Genomic DNA, 18,998 nt, shown 5'->3' on the forward strand with positions numbered 1-18,998 from the left:
TGTTGTAACGCTCAGCGTTCTCTCCCGTGTTCGGGCCACACAGCTTGTCGAAGGCCGTGTGGTGCGATGGACGTCTCAAACTCTCTGCCTCACACACGGACTCCGTCGCACATCAGCGTGCGCAAGACAGGGATTCACCGCTGCGAAAGCCAGCTTTTGTGCTAGCCCGCGGTAACCCGAAGAAAAGCGTATCAGTTAGATCGAGAGTTTTCGCACGTGGGGGGCCACTAACGGCCCTAGTTTCGCCACTGCAGGCTCAATTCCGCCACAAATTCACAACAAAAAGGCCACATTCTGCCGAAATCCTGCTACGTGGAGTTCATCACACTGGCCTATTTCCCCACCTTGACGGGGGTAACCCCCAACAGAAACGATTGCATGCACACAGAGCAAAAGGGCCCACCACCTTTCTTTAAAGAAAAGCGGTGGGCCCGTACAAAGGCCACTTGCCTGCTACGAGACGTAGGTGACCCGCGAGGTAACGACGGCCCATACCTCCGTGCCCAAAGTGGCAAAAAGGGCCAGCATCACGGTCACGAACAGCGCCACGTTGTCATAGAAATCCATATCTCGGATTACGAGAAGCACCATGACCAAAACGATGACCTTGAGCAGCCAACCGCCCAGCACCACGGCCATGGTGTTGGCGGGAGTGGTATTGGCAGTCAGCAAGACCGACAAGGCGGTAAATAAGACGAAGCCGCCACCGATAGCGGCACCGACTAGGACTCCCCAAATGCCGGGGAGACCACTGATACCGCCCCAGACGGCTAAGGAGACCACCGTGATAACCAGCAGGGCTAGGCCGCCCAGTCTGACCGCCCTTTGCATGGGACGGCGGTGGTCATCAAATTCCGAGGGTTGCGTAGTCGCTTGTGCTTCACTCACGGCTACACACCCTACCTCACGAGGGCTCGGATTCCTTCACCACGACGGTCTCTCGCGCAGCTGGGCCAATCTTTCCTTGCCGCAAAGGTACGAGGGTTGCCGCGAATGCCAAGAGCAAGGCAACAACGGTAACGCCAATGGCCACGGGTGCGGGCACGATAGAAAAGGACACCGCGCCGAAGGCTACGGCGGAGACCCACAGGTAGAGGACCAGCACGGTCCGGCGGTGGGTATGGCCGAGCGAGAGTAGGCGGTGATGGATGTGCGCCTTATCTGCAGAAAACGGCGAACGCCCTTGGGATAGTCGACGAATAACGGCCCAGACAAGGTCCAGGACTGGAATGAACACCGCTGCAACCACAACGATGATCGGCGACATCAAGGCGACAATGTCCACCGTGCCGTAAAGCGACATGTTGATCTTGCCAGACGCGGAAGTCGAGGCCGCAGCAAGCAAGAGACCAATAAGCATCGAGCCTGAATCCCCCATGAAGATGCGAGACGGTTCAAAGTTATGCGGCAAGAATCCAGCGCACATTCCCACCAGGGCTGCGCTGATGATGGCCGGTGGGTATGCCGAGACCGCACCGCCTTGGTCATGGAGAACGGTCAAAGAAAACACCAGAATTGCCCCGCCCGCAATCATGCCAAGGCCTGCCGCTAGGCCATCGAGGCCGTCGACAAAGTTGATGGCATTGATGAGCAGAACAGTAAAGAAAGCGGTGAGCAGGGTGCTTTGCAATTGGTCGAGGACGACCGTGGTGCCGCCGCCAAAAGGGATGAAAAGCAGTGTCCAGGTAAGGCCCAGCCCGCTCATCAAGGTGGCCGCAAAGAGCTGTCCAAACAGCTTCACTATGGCACTCAGCTCCACCAAGTCATCGACCACTCCGACAAGCACTAGCGCCAGGGCCGCCCAGAGCACCGCATTCATCTCCGGAGTGACGGGCATAAAACCCCGAGTCAAGGCTGGAAGCTGGGCTGCGAGGAATATCGCCGCCGCGAAGCCGATAAACATGGCCACCCCACCCATGCGCGGGGTGGGCTGCGTGTGGGCGTCGCGCAGGCGAATCTCCGCCACGCGGCCGGTGCGCACCAAAACGGAGCGCACCACGCCGGTGGTGAGATACGTAAATGCTGCTGCGACGAGGATGACGAGGGCCAGCTCGCGCAGCGGTACACCACTGCCGCTCACGCGCATTCCTCCCTTAAGCCTGTGGGCGGGTACGCAGGGTCTGCGCGTCGACGCCAATGACCTCGCCGATTTCCTCGGCCGAGAGTGCCCCTTCTCGCAGCAGATACGGGCGCTCGCCGGAGAGATCAATGATGGTCGAGGGCTTGCCGACGGCCGTCTCTCCCCCATCCAAGTAAACCGTCACGGCTTTACCAAGCTGCTGCTTGGCCATGAGCGCCGTGGTCGGCGGCTGGTGACCAGAAATATTGGCGGAGGAGACAGCCATGGGGCCAACCTCGCGCAGCAACTCGATGGCAATGGGATGCAACGGCATGCGCAGCATCACGGTGCCGCGGGTATCGCCGAGGTTCCACGGCAGAGACGGCGCTTGCGGAACGACGATGGACAGGCCACCGGGCCAGAAGGCCTCAACCAAGTCGCGCGCGGTATCCGTATAGGAAGCAACGAGGCCGCGAACGGTATCCCAGGACCCCACTAAAACCGGCACCGGCATATCCGGGCCGCGCTGCTTGGTGGCCAAGAGGTTGGCTACGGCATCATTATCAAAGGCATCGCAGCCGAGGCCGTAGAGCGTATCGGTGGGCATAACCACAAGGCGGCCGGATTGCGCAGCCTTGACCGCAATATTCATCCCCTCTTCGCGCTCGGCATCATCGGCGCAGTTAAAAATCTTTCCTTGCATAATCTTTTCCCCTTCTTGCCCTCAATGGTGTCTTAGTCTACCCCGCGCACCGCAGTGACAAAGCGGGGCGTTCCCGTCAGGTCTTGCAGCGCGGCGATCTGTTCAAAGCCGCCGTGGCGGACCAATGCGGCTTGTACGGCCTCGCTCGTGGAATCGTCGTGTTCGATGGCTAACTTGCCGCCTGGGCGCACAAGGCGCGCAATGGTCGGGATAAGGCCGGTGATGACCCCCATCCCATCCGTACCGGCAAAGACCGCGTTATGCGGGTCATGATAGACCTCCGGTTCAAGATCCGAGGTCTCTGGCACATAGGGCGGGTTGGTCACGAGGAGGTCCACGGTCCCATTCCAGTCCGCCAAGGTATCCTCGGCCGTGGCGTCGGCCTGAATGATCTCTACCCCGGTGTTACGGGTATTGGCTTGGGTATAGGCCAGGGCGGCGTCGGCAAGCTCCACTGCCTTCACCTGGGCGTCAGGCAGATAGTGGTGGAGGTAGAGCGCCAACGCGCCCGTGCCGGTGCACAAATCAACGAGCCGCGGGCCTTCGGCATTGCGCACCGCCCAGTCCGCCATAACCTCGGTTTCCAGCCGCGGGATAAACACGCCCGGGCCCACCTTGAGCTCCAGCGGGCCGAACCAGGCGCTGCCTAATACGTACTGCAAAGGCTCGCGGGCCTCCCGGCGGCGCAGCAGTGCATCAAAGGCCACGTCGAAGCCGGGCATAGGAGACTGATCGAGCGGGATATCCATGTGGCCGCAGTGGATTAGGTGCGCGGCCATGATGCGTGCATCCCATTCAGGGCTGGCCACCCCGGCAGCACGAAGGCGCTGCACCCCGCGGCGCAGCGCCCGTCCATACGTGTTATCCACGCTGAGTTACCCCTCGGCCTCGAGGCGCTCAGCGCGCTCTTGGTCCTGCAGGGCCTTAATAAGGTCATGCATGTCACCGTTCAACACGGAATCCAAGTTATTAGCCTTGTAACCAATGCGGTGATCCGTAATGCGGTTTTCCGGCCAGTTATAGGTGCGGATGCGCTCGGAACGGTCCATGGTGCGCACCTGAGAGGCGCGCTGCTCGCCGGCCTCAGCCTCGCGCGCCTCGCGCTCCATTTGATCCAGACGGGCCTGCAGAACCTGCAGCGCACGCGCCTTATTCTGAATCTGGGAACGCTCCTTCTGGCAGGTCACGATAAGCCCAGTAGGCAGGTGGGTAATACGCACCGCGGAGTCGGTGGTGTTCACGCCCTGACCGCCCTTGCCGGAAGAGCGGTAGACGTCGACGCGAATATCCTTGTCATCGATATTGACGGACTCGACCTCTTCCGGCTCCGGGTAGACCAGCACGCCGGCGGCAGAGGTCTGGATGCGGCCCTGGGACTCAGTGACCGGAACGCGCTGTACGCGGTGCACGCCGCCCTCAAACTTGAATACGGACCATGCACCGTCGCGCGACGGGGACTTGGAACGGAAGGAAATGGTCATATCCTTCACGCCGCCCAGATCGGACTCATTGAGGCCCAAGACCTCCCAATTAAAGCCCGTCTTATCCGCATAGCGCTCATACATGCGGGCCAAGTCGCCGGCAAAGAGGGCTGCTTCTTCGCCGCCCGCGCCGGCCTTGATTTCCATAATGATGTCCTCGGAATCCTGCTCATCACGCGGCGCGAGCAGATCAGCGAGCTTTTCTTCCAAGCTCTCCACGGACTTTTCTAGGCGGTCCGCTTCCTCCTGGAAGTCATGGTCCTCATAGGCCATCTCCTTAGCATCAGCGAGATCCTCGCGCGCCTGAGTCAGCTCATCATTGACCATGATGATGGGGCGCAGCTCCGCGTAGCGCTTGGAAAGCTTGCGGAATTGCTTCTGGTCGCCGGCAACTTCCGGATCGGCCATCTGCATCTCAATGCCCTGGTACTCGGACACGATGTCATCAACGAGCGAAACCTGATTAGACATAATCTTCTTCATCCTTATCCGCAGCCATCGGGGCCGAGGAGGCCACCTGCATCAAAAACTCGCCATTGGAGCGGGTCTTCTTCAGCTGCTTAATGAGCAGGTCAATGGCCTGGTGGGAATCCAGGGCGGAGAGGATGCGACGCAGCTTGGTCATGATGCGTGCTTCCTCTGGTACGAGCAGCAGCTCGTCCTTACGAGTACCGGACGGGTTAACGTCCACGGCTGGGAAGACGCGGCGCTCAGAGATGCCACGGTCCAGCTTCAGCTCGGCGTTGCCCGTGCCCTTGAATTCCTCGAAGATGACGGTATCGCCGGTAGAGCCGGTCTCCACCATGGCGGTGGCGATAATCGTCAGCGAGCCGCCCTCTTCGATATTGCGGGCGGCACCCAAGAAGCGCTTTGGCGGGTAGAGCGCATTGGAGTCCACACCGCCGGAGAGAATGCGGCCAGAAGCCGGAGAGGAATTGTTATAGGCGCGGCCCAGGCGGGTAATGGAATCCAGCAGGACCACGACGTCCTTGCCCTGCTCCACTAGGCGCTTGGCGCGCTCGATAGCCAGCTCCGCCACGGAAGTGTGCTCTGATGGCGGGCGGTCAAAGGTGGAGGCAATAACCTCACCGTTAACGGAGCGCTGCATGTCCGTAACTTCCTCAGGGCGCTCGTCTACGAGAACGACCATGAGGTAGCACTCCGGGTTATTGGTAGAAATCGCGTTGGCGATATTCTGCAGAATCGTCGTCTTACCGGCCTTTGGCGGGGAGACGATAAGCGCGCGCTGGCCTTTACCAATCGGCATGATGAGGTCAATGACACGGGTGGTGAGGATCTTCGGATCCGTTTCCAAACGCAAGCGCTTATTCGGATACAGCGGGGTGAGCTTATTAAAGTGCGGGCGCTGCTTTGCGCCTTCCGGATCAATGCCGTTGACGGTATCGACCTGTACCAGCTGGTTGTACTTGCGGCGGTTGCGGCCATTGCCGTGCGTATGCGTCGGGCCGGAAACCTTGACCTGACCGGTAATGGCGTCACCAGAGCGCAGGCCAAGGCGGCGGACGATGCCGTTGTTCACGAAGACGTCGGAAGCCGCGGCGCGATAGCCCGTGGTGCGCAGGAAGGCGACATTATTGTCTACGACGTCCAAGATGCCGCCGACGGCCTGCAGCTCATCGCCCTCGCGGACCTGCAAATCGTTGCCGCCGTTATTGTCATTGTTATTGCCGCGGCCGCGGCGGTTGCGGCGGTTGCGGCGCCCACGGCGGTTGCCGCGTTCGTGGTTATTGTTGTCCTCATGGCGGTTGCCGCGCTGCTTATTATCGCCACGGTCATTCTTCTCGCCCTGATTATCGGAGCCGTCCTGGGAGTTATTGTCGCGGTTGTCCTTAGTGCCGCCCTGCTCCTCGTTGCGGTTGCGCTCCTCACGCTCTTGCCGTTCTTGGCGCTCCTGACGCTCTTGGCGGCGGGCGCGGTTGCGGCGAGCGCGGCGGGCCTGGGAGCGCGACTCATAGCGCTGCTCCTCGCCAGAGCCCTGCTGGCGGTTATCCTGCTTCTCGCTGGATTCTTCCTGCTTTTCCGCCTTGTGCGGCGCATTTTCCTGCGGCTTATCTGCCTTCTCAGGCTTCTCTGCCCTTTCCGCCTTTTCTACCTGAGCGGCCTTTTCCACCTTGGCCTTGGCCTTAGGCGGGACCTTTCCGGTCTTGATGGCGGTGATGAGATCCCCCTTGCGCAGGGCAGAGACACCACGTAGGCCGCGCTCTGCGGCCATTTTGCGCAATTCCGGCAGCTTCAGGGATGCAAGATCCTGTGCTGCGGTGTTGTCCGTTTCGCTCACGGATATCCTTTCGTTGCTTGACCAGGTCCGATTATGCGGGAGTCGCCGCAGCCTTTGCTCGCGGCGTTGCACTGGAAGCCAATGTGTATTTTTCTAGGACTTCTCGCCCTCGTGCCAAGGCGCATGCGCGTCCTGCCGGGCAATAAGTATGAGGCCTCTTCCGTGTCCTTATGGAGACTTCGCACAGCGAGTGCACGAACCGGAAGAAATCAAGAAACGACTGCGGGCAAAAATACTTCTCTGGGCCCGAATGCATAGGAAAGGGGAGCTAAAACTTTCCAGTTTCCTACCAGTCGCGAACAAGTATAACGCATAGGACGCAACGCCCGCACCATGACACCGCTACAGTAGAGGCATGCTTTCCACGATGATGGATATCCCCCTCTCCCTGACCCGCATTTTGGAATACGGCGCCTCGGTGCACGGGGACACCACGGTTACCACCTGGCACGGTGAGGGCACCGGCTCGGAATTCGATCCGGCCGAGGAAGTTACCTTCCGCGATATCGCTGCCCGCGCCGCCGCGTTCGCCCACGCCATTCACGATGAATTGGGTATCACCAGCGATGAGCGTGTGGGCAGCTTTATGTGGAATTGCGCCGAGCACTTGGAGGTAATGTTCGGTACCGCCTGCAAGGGCGCGATTTTTACCCCGCTGAATAAACAGCTGATGAATGACCAGATTCGCCACATTATTAACCATGCGGAAATCTCCGCCATCGTCTGCGATCCCCGCCTGGCGCAACAGCTGGGCAAGGTGCTCGTGGGCACCAACTCCGTGGGAAGCGTCATCATCACCGGCGCCCAACCAGCGCAGCAGTTTGCCCACCTTTTCCCCCGCGGGGTTGAGGTCTATTCCTATGAGGCTCTTATTGACGGCCGCTCAACTGTCTATGACTGGCCCGAACTAGATGAGCGCACGGCCGCGGCGCTGTGCTATTCCACGGGCACCACGGGTGCCCCCAAGGGAGTTTTGTATTCGCACCGGTCTCTCTACTTGGAGGCCATGCAGCTGCGTTCCTCGGACTCGCTGTGCATTACCCACGGCGAGACCTTCCTGTGCTGCATTCCTATCTGCCACGTGCTCAGCTGGGGCGTTCCCTTCACCTGCTTCATGACGGGTACCCCGCTGGTGCTTCCCGACGCCGACGTGTCCGCCCCCACCCTTGCCAAAGCCATCGCCGCTACCTCTCCGCGCGTGGCACACGGCGTGCCCACCATCTGGATTCAGCTCTTTGTCCACTACATGCACCATCCACCAGAGCGCATGACGCTCACCGAGATCTACGCCGGCGGCTCCCCCGTCCCGCCGACGCTGATCAAGATGTGGGAGGAGCGCTACGGCGTCGATGTGGTCCACGTGTGGGGCATGGTGGAAACCTCCACCGTAGGCAGCGTTGCCCGCCCGCCCCAGGGCGCCTCCGGCGATACCCGCTGGGCCTACCGCGTATCCCAAGGCCGCATCCCCGCCTCACTGGAATACCGCGTGGTCAACGACGGGCAAGTCGTCGCCCGCACCGACCGCAATGCCGGCGAGCTGCAGGTGCGCGGCAACCTGGTCACCGGTTCCTACTACCACTCGCCCACCGCTGAGCCGGGCGAAATCGCCTCCGAATTCCGCGGCAAGCAAGTCGAGGCCGCTGAGGATAAGTTCACCGCCGATGGCTGGCTGCGCACTGGCGACGTCGGCTCTGTTACCAAGGACGGCTTCCTTACCGTGGAGGACCGCGCCCGCGATGTCATTCGCTCCGGCGGCGAATGGATCTATTCCGTGCAGCTAGAAAACCTCATCATGTCCGACGAGCTTGTCGTCGAGGCCGCCGTCATCGGCTACCCCGATAAGCAATGGGTCGAGCGCCCACTCGCCGTCACAGTATTGGCCGAAGGCGCCTCGCCCACCATTGAGACCGCGGAGCGCCTGCGCGCCAGCATGCGCAAGGAACTGCCGAGCTGGATGCTGCCGGAGTATTGGACCTTTGTGAAGTCCATCGATAAGACATCCGTGGGCAAGTTCGATAAGAAAGATTTGCGCGCTCACCTGGCAGAGGGCGAGTACAACATCATCCGGCTCAAGGGTCCAGGCGAATCCCAGCGCCTCGATGCCACCAACGCCACCGATTTAAGCCGGGAAAAATAGGAATAAATTCGCGTCAGTCGCCGTTGCAGCTTGGTGTACCTCGTCCCCTCTCTTAGACTGGCACCAATGACCTCTTCCTCCCAGCAGCCCGTGGTTCCCCTGCCCCTGCCTACCGTAGGCCGAGCGAAACCGCCGGCGGATCTGCCTGCACCGGCCGCTGATGGCACGCGCGCACTGTTGGATCGCTATGGGCGCCAAGCCCGTGACCTGCGCGTCTCGCTGACGGATCGCTGCAACCTGCGCTGCACCTACTGCATGCCGGCCGAAGGCTTGGAGTGGATGCCCACAGAGCAAACCTTGAGCGATGAGGAAACCATCCGGCTGATCCGGATAGGCGTCGGCAAGCTAGGCATCCGCCAAGTGCGCTTTACCGGCGGCGAGCCCCTGCTGCGCAAGTCGCTGGAGAAAATTATTGCCGCGACCAAACAGCTGCGCACCGACCAAGGCCGCTCCCCATCCACTGCGCTGACCACCAACGGACTCGGTTTGGAAAAGCGCGCCGGCGCCCTCGCCGCGGCCGGGCTCGACCGCATCAATATCTCGCTCGACACCATCGACCGTGAGCGCTACGCCGCGCTCACCCGCCGCGATCGGCTCGACCACGTGTTGCAGGCCATCGCCGCCGCGGATGCCGCGGGCCTGCATCCCATCAAGATCAACGCCGTAGTCATGCCCGGGGTCAACGAAGAAGACATCGTTCCACTGGCGGACTATGCCGTCCACCACGGCGCCCAGCTCCGCTTCATCGAGCAGATGCCGCTTGGTCCCCGCGAGCAGTGGCGCCGCGAGGACATGGTCACGGCCGAGGATATCCTCGCCCGCCTGCGCACCCACTTTTCTATGGCGCCGGCACGCGAACCACGCGGTTCCGCCCCCGCCGCCCTATGGGAGGTCAGCGCTCCGGACGGCACGCGCGGCACGCTGGGCATCATTGCCTCGGTCACCCACCCCTTCTGCGGCGATTGCGACCGCACCCGCCTTACTACCGACGGCGCCATTCGCAATTGCCTCTTTGGCAATTCCGAAACCCCACTGCGAGACCTGCTGCGCTCCGGCGCGAGCGATGAGGACATCATGGAGGCTTGGGCCGGGGAAATGTGGAGCAAAAAGCCCGGTCACGGCATCGACGACGAGGGCTTTCTCCAACCAGACCGCCCGATGTCCGCCATCGGCGGCTAACCTGAGTCTTATGTCCACGCCCCGCAGCATCTCCGCGCACCTCGACGCCGTACTCGCGCTGGCTTCCACGCCACCGGCCGAGTCCGCACCAGTCGATGCCTCCCTCATCGGCCGCATCCTCGCCGCCGACGCCACCGCGCGCTTTCCCGTGCCACCCCATGCCAATTCAGCGATGGATGGCTTCCTCGTCCATGCCGCGGATCTTTCTTCCTCCGCACCGTGGACCCTCCCCGTCGCCGGCGATGTACCGGCCGGCGCGGCTCCCATCGATGTGCCCGCCGGCCACGCCGTCCGCATCATGACCGGCGCCCCCGTGGCCGATACCGCAGGGATGCTCGTCGTCCCAGTCGAAAACACCACCACCCCGGCCGGCCCCGTAGCACTTCCGGACGAGGTCACCATCACGGAGGCCCCCGCCAAGTCGCATATCCGCCCCGCCGGCGAGGACATCCAGCCCGGCGCGCCAGTCGCCACCGCCGGCACGCTTATCGATGCCGCCGTCATCGCCGCCCTCAACTCCGCCGGCGTATATTCCGTCGCGGCCTACCGGCGCCCGCGCATCGCGGTGATTTCTTCCGGCGAAGAACTCGTCTCTTCCCCAGCGCAGCTCGCCCCCGGCCAGCTGCCGGATTCCAATGGCCCGATGCTCTCCGCTCTCTCTGGTGCAGACGCACACGTCCACGTGGGTGATGCCCCTGCGGACCTAACCTCTGCGCTGGATGAGCTTGCCACCTCCCACGACCTCATCATCACCTCAGGTGGAGTATCCGCCGGCGCCTTCGACGTCGTCCACACCGTACTCGGGCGCACGGATTCCGCGTGGTTCGGGCACGTCGATCAGCGCCCGGGTGCCCCGCAGGGCTACTCGCTGTGGAATGACGCCCCGGTGCTTTGCTTGCCCGGCAACCCCGTAGCGGCCTTCGTCGATTTCCAGCTCTATGCCCGGCCACTTATCGCCGCACTGTCCGGACACCCCGCACCACGCCAGCGGGTCAACCTGCGCGCCCGGGTGGATTCGCCCCTTCCCGCCTCCCGCGGACGGCCGACCATTGTTCCCGTCACCGTAGACTTTCAGGCAGCGCCCGCCATCACCTCGCACCTGCCCCACGGCAGTCACCGCATCGTGTCGCTGGCCGGCACCAATGGCTATTGCCTCATTGACTCCGCGCCGCCGGCCATGGGCGAGGACATCACCGTTTATCTGTATTAAGGAGTAACCATGGAATTTACCCACCTGAACTCTGACGGCGCCGCCTACATGGTCGACGTCACCGAGAAACAGCCCACGGTGCGCACCGCCACCGCTGAGGGCGAGGTAGCCTGTTCCCCGGAAGTCATGACCGCCTTGCGCGATGGCACCGTGCCCAAGGGCGATGTCCTCGCCGTTGCCCGCATCGCCGGCATTTCGGCCGCCAAGAAGGTTCCCGAGCTACTTCCCTTGGCACACACCATCGGCGTACACGGCTGCGCAGTCGAGCTCACGCTTGCCGATGACCACGTTTCCATCTCCGCCACCGTCCGCACCGCCGACCGCACCGGCGTGGAAATGGAGGCTCTGACTGCCGTGAACGTTTCCGCGCTCGCCATCATCGACATGGTCAAGGGCGTGGACCGCTCCGCGTATATCCGCCGCTGCGGAATCGTGGCGAAATCCGGCGGCCGCTCCGGGGACTGGTCCCGCACCCTCCCGGAGTCCTAATGCTCGGCGCGGTCATCCTCGCCGGCGGCCACGGCAGGCGCATGGGCGGCGCCGATAAGGCCTCCCTTTTTGTCCACGGCACGCGCTTTATCGACCGCCTGCTCGCCCAGCTTCCCTACGGCACCCCGACCGTGGTTGTCTCCCCGCATCGCCTCGGCGTGCCCCAGGTGTGCGAGTCACCGCTCTACGGTGGTCCTGTCGCCGGCATCGCGGCCGGTGCCCAGGCGTTATCCCACTGCTCCGAGCTCGCCCTCTTCGCCGTGGATGCCCCCGATTCGCCGCTACTGCTTCCCCGTCTGCGCTCGACCCTCGCCTTCTCCACGGCCGATGCCGTACTCACCCGCGCCGCCGACGGCTACCTCCAGCCGCTGTGTTCCCTCTGGCGCGCTCCCGCGCTCCAAGCTCAGCTCGATTCCCTTCCTACGGCTCGGAACGTCTCCGTCCGTCGCCTCATCCATGGCGCCGACTTCATCGAGATTCCCGGCACCGGCGCCGAACGCGACTACGACACCCGTTCGGAGCTGCGCGAGCTTCCTGCGTTCACTCCCCACACCGCCCTTCGCGCTCACCGGCAACCGCTGACCTAACTCACCTGAGCGCCAAGGGAAGAAGTCTCGGCCTCCCCTCCCTTCGCGCTCACTGAGAGCCGCAGCAAGCTCGAAATCGCCGCCTCCGTGAGCGCGAGGGGTGGACGAATGCACAAACCCGCCCTTCGCGCTCACGGTGGGCACCAAATATGACCACGAACGTTCGCTGGTGAGCGCGAAGGGTGGGAGGACCGAGCGGCGAGAGGAGCCGAACCGCGGGAGGACTACTCGGTGACGATGAACTTGCCGTGCTGGCCCTTCTCCGCGTTAGTCATGATGTGATTGACAAAGGAATAAGTACCGGGCTCGTTGAAGGTCATCTCGACGAATCCTCCTTGCGCCGGGAGGAGGTCCAGAGCTTGCGAGCCGGTCGAGTCCTCATTTTTGATGAGGTAGGCGCCTTCCGTGTAGGCAGTATCGAATTGCTCGCCCACAACGTGGAAGCTCAGCGGCTGGTCGGGGCCTAAATTGGTCAACCACAGGCGGACGGTATCGCCTACCTTGGCTTTGATGGGCTCTGCGTCATATTGGCCAGGGTAGTAATTGAAGGCCATCAGGTCGAAACGACCGTCGGCAACGCGCTGGGCGTCGGCGCCGGTGGATTCCTCGCCCAGGAAGACATCGGTAGCCATGAAGTTATACTCCGCGTCAACGGGCTTGAGGTTCGGCGGATCGATGATGACATTGCCGGCCATGCCGTTGGCGATGTGAAGGGACATGGGCATCGTGGAGCAGTGATACATCCAGATGCCGGAGCGGTTCGCGGTGAACTTGTAGGTCAATTCTTCGCCCGGCTGGATGGATTTCATGGTCTTATCTGGGTTGACCTCGCCGGCGTGGAAGTCAATGGAGTGGGCCATGGAGCCCTCGTTCTTGATGGTGATTTCGAACTTATCGCCCACCTTGCCACGCAGGGTGGGCCCCGGGGCTTGGCCGTTGAAGAGCCAACGCATCTGCTTGATGCCAGGGGCGACCTCCACGACTTCCTCGGTCATCGTCCAGGTCTCTTTGTGCGTCTTCGTCTCAGCGGCCGGCTGCAAGGTGGCGTCAAAGGCGGAAAAATCGTCGCGCTGTGCGCCGAGTTCGGCGGCAGTTGGCACGTCTACGTGCGGATTGCTAGCTGAGGACACCGCATGGTCATGTCCTGCAGCGGCGCCGTCTCCCACGTTGACCTGGAAGGTCATGCCCTGCATCTTGTGGCCGGCGATGGTGCAATAGCCTTCCTCGGAGGAGTCGATGACTCCGGCGTCGAGTTGGACGGTCTCGCCCGGGTCAACGCGGCCGGTTTCGGCGTCGCCAATCTTAAGGTCATGGACTTGGTCGCCGGAGTTGGTGAAGTTGACCACCAGGTGGGTGCCGGGCTCGATGTCGATGGACGAGGGGGTAAAGGCCATACCATCCACGCCCACGTCAATGGTCTGCGTTTCGCCAGAGGATACCGGTGCGGCAGACTCCGTGCCCTTGCCGGTGGAATTGATCACCGCGAGCGCGATGACCGCCGCCAGCGCGATGCCGATGAGCAGCCACGAGGCCCACGATGAATCCTTCGGCGCGGGTTTTTCCGCAGGTTGTGAGGAAGAAACGCTCAGCATTTAACTCTCCAGTCTTTTCTGTAGGTAGATGGCTCGGCCGACGGCAATAACGTTGGCGGCAAGGCCTATCCCCATCATGATAAGCCCGGCCACGGTAGCGCCTAGCAATGTCAGCAGTCCGCCCACGTTGATGAGCAGCAGACGGGCGTAGCCGGTGCGCTCAGTGGTATCAGGGCGTGCGCCGGTAAGGATGGGTAGCAGGTGGTGAAGGACTCCGGTGACCAACTGCAAGAGGCCGGCACCGAGGAAGGCGGGCAGCAAAACCAGGGTGATGGTGCGCGGGTAAGCGCCCACCGCTGCGGAAATGGCGTCACCGGCACACAGCGCCAACATCCACAGCAGTCCGGCGATGACGGCAACGGTGGCGGTGGTCAGCCGCGGCGAGCGGCCCATTACGGTGGCAAGCACCGGCTGAATGACGAGCACCGCCGCGAGGACCACGAGCAGTTGGGCCACGCCTGCGGCGCGGGTAAGGCCCACCGCGTACAGCGCCATCGCCAAGGACAAGCCAACGCAGTGCACGATGAGCGCGCGAGTACACCGCGCGCGAGCGGTGGGCGAAATCGCCGTGGCCGATAGCGTGGGGAGCAACGTAACCACCGTGCCGATGACGGTAAGCCACGCGAAGCCCCAGACCATGCCGCGCGAGTGGGCGCCGACGAGGAGGGAGTACTCGCCTACCCCATTACCGCTGAGGATGACAAGCACCACGGAGGCAATCATGAACACAGCCGCCGCGATATAAAAGGGCACGGTCACGGCAAAAGAACCAGACAGTGAGCCGCGAAGGCGCCGCGCAACGAACCACAGGTGCCAGGTGAGGGCGGCGATGATGAGTATAGAGGCGGCGTCGGCAAGCGGGCCCCAGTCATACCCCGCCCTATCAATGAGCAGCAGGATAAGCCCGAGCTGCACTAGGCCCACGCGACTGCCGACGCCCCGATAGTCCCCACCCGCAGTCCGGGTCAACGCCTCAGTGAAATGGGTGGAAAAGACGATGATCGCCGTGGTCAGCGCGCCAATAGTAAAGGGGTGGATGATATCCCACCACACCACGGGAGCACCCAAGGATCCCGCAATGAGCAGACCGAGGCCAATAAAGATCCACAAGCCAATGATGGCGGCGCTCAGGGTATGCCAGCGGCCGCGCGCGGCCAGGGATACGTCATGAATGCGCACGTCGCGCCTCCTTTACGGTCAAGGCAATGCCGCAGGCGAGAAAAATTAACACTGCGAATATCGTAACCACCCCGCCGGTGTGGAGGGCAGTGGTGTGCTCGGCGCAATCGGCAAGGAGGCGCAACGCGAGGCCGCCATGTAAGAGCACCACCGGCACATAGAGCACCGGGTGATACGGCAATCGGCGGCGGATAACGGAGGTGAAGATGATAGGAGCGTGCGCGAAAATCATGGACATAACAAAGCCCAAGAAGATGGCGTGCACTGAGGCATCATAGGCAAAGCCGGTGGACTGTCCGTGCAGCAGCCAGAGGTAACCGCCGAGGGCGAGCCAGCCATAGCCAGCCAACATGCACGCTGCCGAGTAGCGCGGCAGGCCGTGAGAGCGCACCAGATTCTTGGCCACGTCTACCCGCGCGGTGGCCGCTGCGATGGCGATGAGCACCAGGCCCATGGCACGATAGCCCACCGCTGGGGAAAGCACGTAGATGACGCTGGCCGCTGCAAACCCCAAAACCAGGAGGGTGAGGTAGTTTTCGGCGCAGGTTCCGGCCATGGTGACGCGCGCTAGTTCCATGCGCTCGCCGATGATGGTGGCCACGGCGTAGAGGACACACAACGGCATCGCCGCAGCGAACCCGGGGCCCATGGCCCACAGTGCAGCGGCTGCTACTCCCCCGATTACGCCAGCTGCCTGCACCAGAATTGCGAGGCTCGCCTGGCGGCGATAGATAGTGGCGTAAATGAAGCCAAGGACAAGGAAGCTGGCGGCAAAACACACTGCGGGGACCGCACGCGGCAGGCCGGCGAGAATGCCCAGTACGCCGGCGACGTGGCATACGGGCCCGGCCCATGCCCACGAGGTGCGCACAGCGACGGTGCGCTCCAGTCCGATGGCTCCGCCCACGAAGCCGAAGACCATGAGCGGTCCGTGGTCGGCGGCAAAGGACGCGCCAGGGGTGGCGGTCAACCCCAAAAGAGTGGCGCCCGCAGCTAGGCCCACCAGCAGCGATAGGCCAGCGAAGGCGAGGAAGATGAGGCGATGCGCCACGCTATTATTTTGCACGGGTTTTATCGTACTAATATTGCTAACAGAGCGAAAACCGCACCCCTTAAGAAAGGACTACAAACCATGCAACTGCCCATTTCCGATGCCAATAAGCCGCACTCCATCCCGACCCTGAACGCCTCCGAAATTCCGCACGCCGTTCGCCACGGCGCCATCCATGGCGCGCTGGGCACCCTCAACGTGGGCGAATCCATGATCCTCATCGCCCCACATAATCCAGTTCCACTGCTCAAGGAGGTCGAGGCTCGCGAGGAGAGCTTCGAGCTGGACTACCTCAAGGAAGAAGAAAACGACTTCCACATCAAGTTCACCCGCGTGCGCTAAACCCTCGCAGGGCGGAGGGCTATCCTGGATAGGTCACACTCTCCGCTGTAGAAGGAGCCCTCCGCAGATGAAGAAGCGCGCCGCCGCACTCCTCGCCGCCATCGCATTCGCCCTTACATCCTGCGCTCCCCCAACGTCAACGACCTCCGCCCAGGACACGGATGCTCCTACGCTTAATGTCCTGGCTGCGTCCTCCACCCGCGTCATCAATGAAAAACTCACTCAGCGCGCAGGCCAGCTCGAGCCTCCAATGAATCTGAGCTTTGACAATGGCGGCTCCTCCGATCTCGTGAGCAAGCTGCGCGAGGGCGCCCCAGCAGATCTTCTCCTAACGGCGTCCAAGAAAACCATGGACCAAGCAGTAAAAGACGGCACCGTCACCAAACCTAAGGTGCTTGCCACCAACGTCATGGTCATGGTGGTGCCTAAGGGAAACCCGGCCAATATTCACTCGCTGCAGGATCTTTCCCGCGCCCGCCACTTTGTGCTCTGTGATCCGCAGGTACCCTGCGGCGATATCTCCTCTCAGATCATCGATGACAAGCACCTCGACGTTCACCCCTCCTCCCAAGAGCGCCAGGTAGCGGACGTTTTAGGAAAAGTGTCCGCGGGTGAAGCCGATGCCGGATGGGTGTATTCCACCGATGCCGCCGCAGCTGGCGATGATGTCGAAGTAATTGCCATTCCTGGGGCAGACAAATTCGCTAACCAGATCGTCGGCGCAGTCACGGCCGAAGCCGAACACCCCAAGGAGGCGCAGGAAGTCCTAGATCTTTTGGCCACTGACTTTGATTCCACCTGGCGCGACCGCGGCTTCACCCCGGCGGAGTAGGCTATGTCCGCACCCCAGCCCCTTCGCCCCAAAGCCCCGCTTCTTATCGGCCTTATTGGCCTCATTGCGGTAGCCACCATCATTGTTCCGGTGGCGGCCCTCGGGCTGCGCGTGCCGTGGGATCGCATCGGCGACTACCTCGCGCGTGACGAGATCCGAGACATGCTACGCATCTCAGTGGCAGCCGCCTTCCAATCTATGGTCCTTGCGCTCGTGCTGGGTTTGGGGCTGGCCCTGTGGGTGCAGCAGCTCGGCCGCGGCAGCGCCGTAGTACGCCTCTTGGTCTACCTCCCTCTGGCCATGCCACCGGTGGTGGGCGGCTTGGCACTTACCGCAGCTTTCGGCCGCAAGGGGTATCTGGCCCCACTTCTCGACGCCCTAGGTATCCACTTCGCTTTCGCCTTCCCCGGAGTCGTTTTGGCACAGACCTTTGTGGCGCTGCCCTTTGTGGTGGTGGCGGTCGATTCGGCGCTGCGCCAGCTAGACCAGGAAATCCTCGCTTCTGCGCGCGGCGTGGGCTTGGGGCGGTGGGAGATACTCGGCAAAATCACCCTGCCTTCTATTGCGCCCGCTTTGGCGACCGGTGCCGGCTTAGCCTTCGCCCGATCCCTAGGCGAATTTGGCACGACCCTAACCTTCGCCGGCTCGCAGCCCGGTGTTACCCGCACCATGCCGCTGGGCATTTATTTAGAGCGCGAGGTCGACGCGGACGGCGCTTATGTACTTTCGGCGCTGCTCATCAGCCTGGCATTACTATGCCTGGCACTGGCAGGCTTGCCTGTCCTGCGGCGGAGGCACTACCAACCGCGGGCGCGGAAGTTGCACACCTTCGACGTCGACAAGCTGCGCGAGCTCACCCGACCCGCTGAGGTTCCGGCCGTTTCCGTGAAGGTCGATGGGGTGCGCACGGACTTTTCCCCACGCGCTATTACCGCCATAGTGGGCCCAAACGGCTCCGGTAAAACCACGCTCATGGGGCGCATTGCCGGGCGTCTGAGCGGCGGGGAGATCTCCCCGGAGGGCGCCGACGTCGTCTTGCTCACCCAGCGGCCGGGGTTGCCGCCGCGCTCGACGGCCGTGGAGGCGGTGGCCATGGTCACCCGCGATAAGGTACGTGCGCAGGAGCTCCTGGCGGCAGCGGGATTGCACGAGCTTGCCGACGTCCCCGTTCCCGCCCTCTCCGGCGGCCAAGCCGCCCACGTGGCGCTGGTGCGCGCGCTAGCCGCACGGCCGGCGGTGTTGATTGTGGACGAGCCCCTGGCCGCAGTCGACGTGAAATCGGCCGAGAGATGGCGCCGCTTCTTGCACGCGGCCTGCGCAGACCGCACCACACTGCTTGTTACCCATGATGCGCTCGATATTGCGCACCTAGCGCAGGACATGCTGGTCATGGAATCCGGCCAGGTGCGGGCGCACGGCGCAACCGCGCGTCTGCTTGAGGCACCGCCGACAGGATTCGTTGCGGCGCTAGCGGGTCTTAACCGCCTCGAGGGAACCGTAACCGAGATTGGCGCGTCCGCGGTAGAAGTCGCGTGCGGCGATATTACCGTTCTGGCGACCACGGAGCATACGTCTTTTGAGCCCGGGCAGAAGGTGGCGGTGACCTTTGACCCGCAGGCGGCCACAATTGGCGCAGCGCCAGAGGCCTGCAATCAATGGGCAGCGCGCGTCCTTGCAGTCGAGGCCACCAGCCTCGCAGCGGCGCAGCTGCGCGTTGATCTGGGCGGCCAAGAGGCTACAGTACCGGTAGACCGCGAGTTCGCTTTAGGCATCGCGGTGGGTAACATCGTATCCTTAGCGATATCTAAAGCACACGTTTTTGTCCACCCCAACTAGTTTTTCTGTATTCGCAGACCCC

The 18,998-nt window shown here is 62.5% G+C and carries 17 protein-coding genes; 8 read left to right on the forward strand and 9 right to left on the reverse strand.

The features are described 5' to 3' along the window. Nucleotides 1-453 precede the first annotated feature (453 nt). From QP915_RS00705 to rho, 6 genes are all read right to left on the reverse strand, one after another. Nucleotides 454-831 (reverse strand): Cg1360 family ATP-synthase-associated protein, encoded by a 378-nt coding sequence (locus QP915_RS00705; RefSeq protein ID WP_284767751.1) that lies wholly within the window; start codon nt 829-831, stop codon nt 454-456. A gap of 73 nt (nt 832-904) precedes the next feature. Further along, complete coding sequence (locus tag QP915_RS00710) at nt 905-2,080, reverse strand: MraY family glycosyltransferase (protein ID WP_284767470.1); 1,176 nt, start codon at nt 2,078-2,080, stop codon at nt 905-907. Between the two features lie 13 nt (nt 2,081-2,093). Beyond that, nucleotides 2,094-2,762, reverse strand: coding sequence for an L-threonylcarbamoyladenylate synthase (locus QP915_RS00715; RefSeq protein WP_005327639.1), 669 nt, complete (start codon nt 2,760-2,762; stop codon nt 2,094-2,096). A gap of 32 nt (nt 2,763-2,794) precedes the next feature. Continuing rightward, on the reverse strand, nt 2,795-3,631 hold the full coding sequence (gene prmC / locus QP915_RS00720) for a peptide chain release factor N(5)-glutamine methyltransferase (protein ID WP_284767471.1): 837 nt from the start codon (nt 3,629-3,631) through the stop codon (nt 2,795-2,797). Between the two features lie 6 nt (nt 3,632-3,637). After that, nucleotides 3,638-4,714 (reverse strand): peptide chain release factor 1, encoded by a 1,077-nt coding sequence (gene prfA, locus QP915_RS00725; protein ID WP_198492893.1) that lies wholly within the window; start codon nt 4,712-4,714, stop codon nt 3,638-3,640. Further along, a complete protein-coding gene (gene rho / locus QP915_RS00730) occupies nt 4,707-6,542 on the reverse strand; it encodes a transcription termination factor Rho (RefSeq protein WP_284766278.1) in 1,836 nt (611 codons plus the stop codon). Before rho ends, prfA begins: the two co-directional genes overlap by 8 nt. Nucleotides 6,543-6,897: 355 nt before the next feature. Here rho and QP915_RS00735 point away from each other — a divergent pair, with 355 nt between their 5' ends. The 5 genes from QP915_RS00735 (at nt 6,898) to mobA (ending at nt 12,144) form a co-directional block, all read left to right on the forward strand. Then, complete coding sequence (locus tag QP915_RS00735; protein WP_284767472.1) at nt 6,898-8,679, forward strand: long-chain fatty-acid--CoA ligase; 1,782 nt, start codon at nt 6,898-6,900, stop codon at nt 8,677-8,679. 66 nt (nt 8,680-8,745) lie between these two features. After that, a complete protein-coding gene (gene moaA / locus QP915_RS00740) occupies nt 8,746-9,858 on the forward strand; it encodes a GTP 3',8-cyclase MoaA (protein ID WP_284767473.1) in 1,113 nt (370 codons plus the stop codon). A gap of 10 nt (nt 9,859-9,868) precedes the next feature. Further along, nucleotides 9,869-11,068, forward strand: coding sequence for a molybdopterin molybdotransferase MoeA (locus QP915_RS00745; RefSeq protein WP_284767475.1), 1,200 nt, complete (start codon nt 9,869-9,871; stop codon nt 11,066-11,068). A gap of 9 nt (nt 11,069-11,077) precedes the next feature. Then, nucleotides 11,078-11,557: a cyclic pyranopterin monophosphate synthase MoaC gene (moaC, locus tag QP915_RS00750; protein ID WP_198492889.1), complete on the forward strand. Its 480-nt coding sequence runs from the start codon at nt 11,078-11,080 to the stop codon at nt 11,555-11,557. Further along, nucleotides 11,557-12,144, forward strand: coding sequence for a molybdenum cofactor guanylyltransferase (mobA, locus tag QP915_RS00755; protein ID WP_284767477.1), 588 nt, complete (start codon nt 11,557-11,559; stop codon nt 12,142-12,144). The genes moaC and mobA overlap by 1 nt, the downstream gene beginning before the upstream one ends. A 224-nt stretch (nt 12,145-12,368) precedes the next feature. Here mobA and QP915_RS00760 read toward each other — a convergent pair whose 3' ends face one another. From QP915_RS00760 to QP915_RS00770, 3 genes are read right to left on the reverse strand one after another with little or no spacing between them, the layout of a single operon-like run. Continuing rightward, the gene (locus QP915_RS00760; protein ID WP_284767478.1) at nt 12,369-13,736 is read right to left on the reverse strand and encodes a multicopper oxidase domain-containing protein; all 1,368 of its coding nucleotides are present in this window, start codon (nt 13,734-13,736) and stop codon (nt 12,369-12,371) included. Beyond that, nucleotides 13,737-14,915, reverse strand: a complete 1,179-nt coding sequence (locus QP915_RS00765; protein ID WP_284767479.1) for a beta-carotene 15,15'-monooxygenase — start codon at nt 14,913-14,915, stop codon at nt 13,737-13,739. Continuing rightward, nucleotides 14,902-15,981, reverse strand: a complete 1,080-nt coding sequence (locus tag QP915_RS00770) for a DUF8744 domain-containing protein (protein WP_284767480.1) — start codon at nt 15,979-15,981, stop codon at nt 14,902-14,904. The genes QP915_RS00765 and QP915_RS00770 overlap by 14 nt, the downstream gene beginning before the upstream one ends. A gap of 66 nt (nt 15,982-16,047) precedes the next feature. On the opposite strand from QP915_RS00770, the gene QP915_RS00775 reads away from it, so the two are divergent. The 3 genes from QP915_RS00775 to QP915_RS00785 all read left to right on the forward strand — a co-directional run bounded on the left by QP915_RS00775 (nt 16,048) and on the right by QP915_RS00785 (nt 18,976). Then, nucleotides 16,048-16,308, forward strand: coding sequence for a DUF2249 domain-containing protein (locus QP915_RS00775; protein ID WP_239272903.1), 261 nt, complete (start codon nt 16,048-16,050; stop codon nt 16,306-16,308). A gap of 67 nt (nt 16,309-16,375) precedes the next feature. Next, nucleotides 16,376-17,140 carry a molybdate ABC transporter substrate-binding protein gene (gene modA, locus QP915_RS00780; protein ID WP_284767483.1) on the forward strand — a complete coding sequence of 255 codons (765 nt, stop codon included), beginning with the start codon at nt 16,376-16,378 and terminating at the stop codon, nt 17,138-17,140. 3 nt (nt 17,141-17,143) lie between these two features. Continuing rightward, nucleotides 17,144-18,976 carry an ATP-binding cassette domain-containing protein gene (locus tag QP915_RS00785; protein ID WP_284767484.1) on the forward strand — a complete coding sequence of 611 codons (1,833 nt, stop codon included), beginning with the start codon at nt 17,144-17,146 and terminating at the stop codon, nt 18,974-18,976. The last annotated feature ends 22 nt before the right edge of the window (nt 18,977-18,998 follow it).

Origin of the sequence: Corynebacterium sp. MSK158 (assembly GCF_030229085.1) — a bacterium.
Lineage (GTDB): Bacteria > Actinomycetota > Actinomycetes > Mycobacteriales > Mycobacteriaceae > Corynebacterium.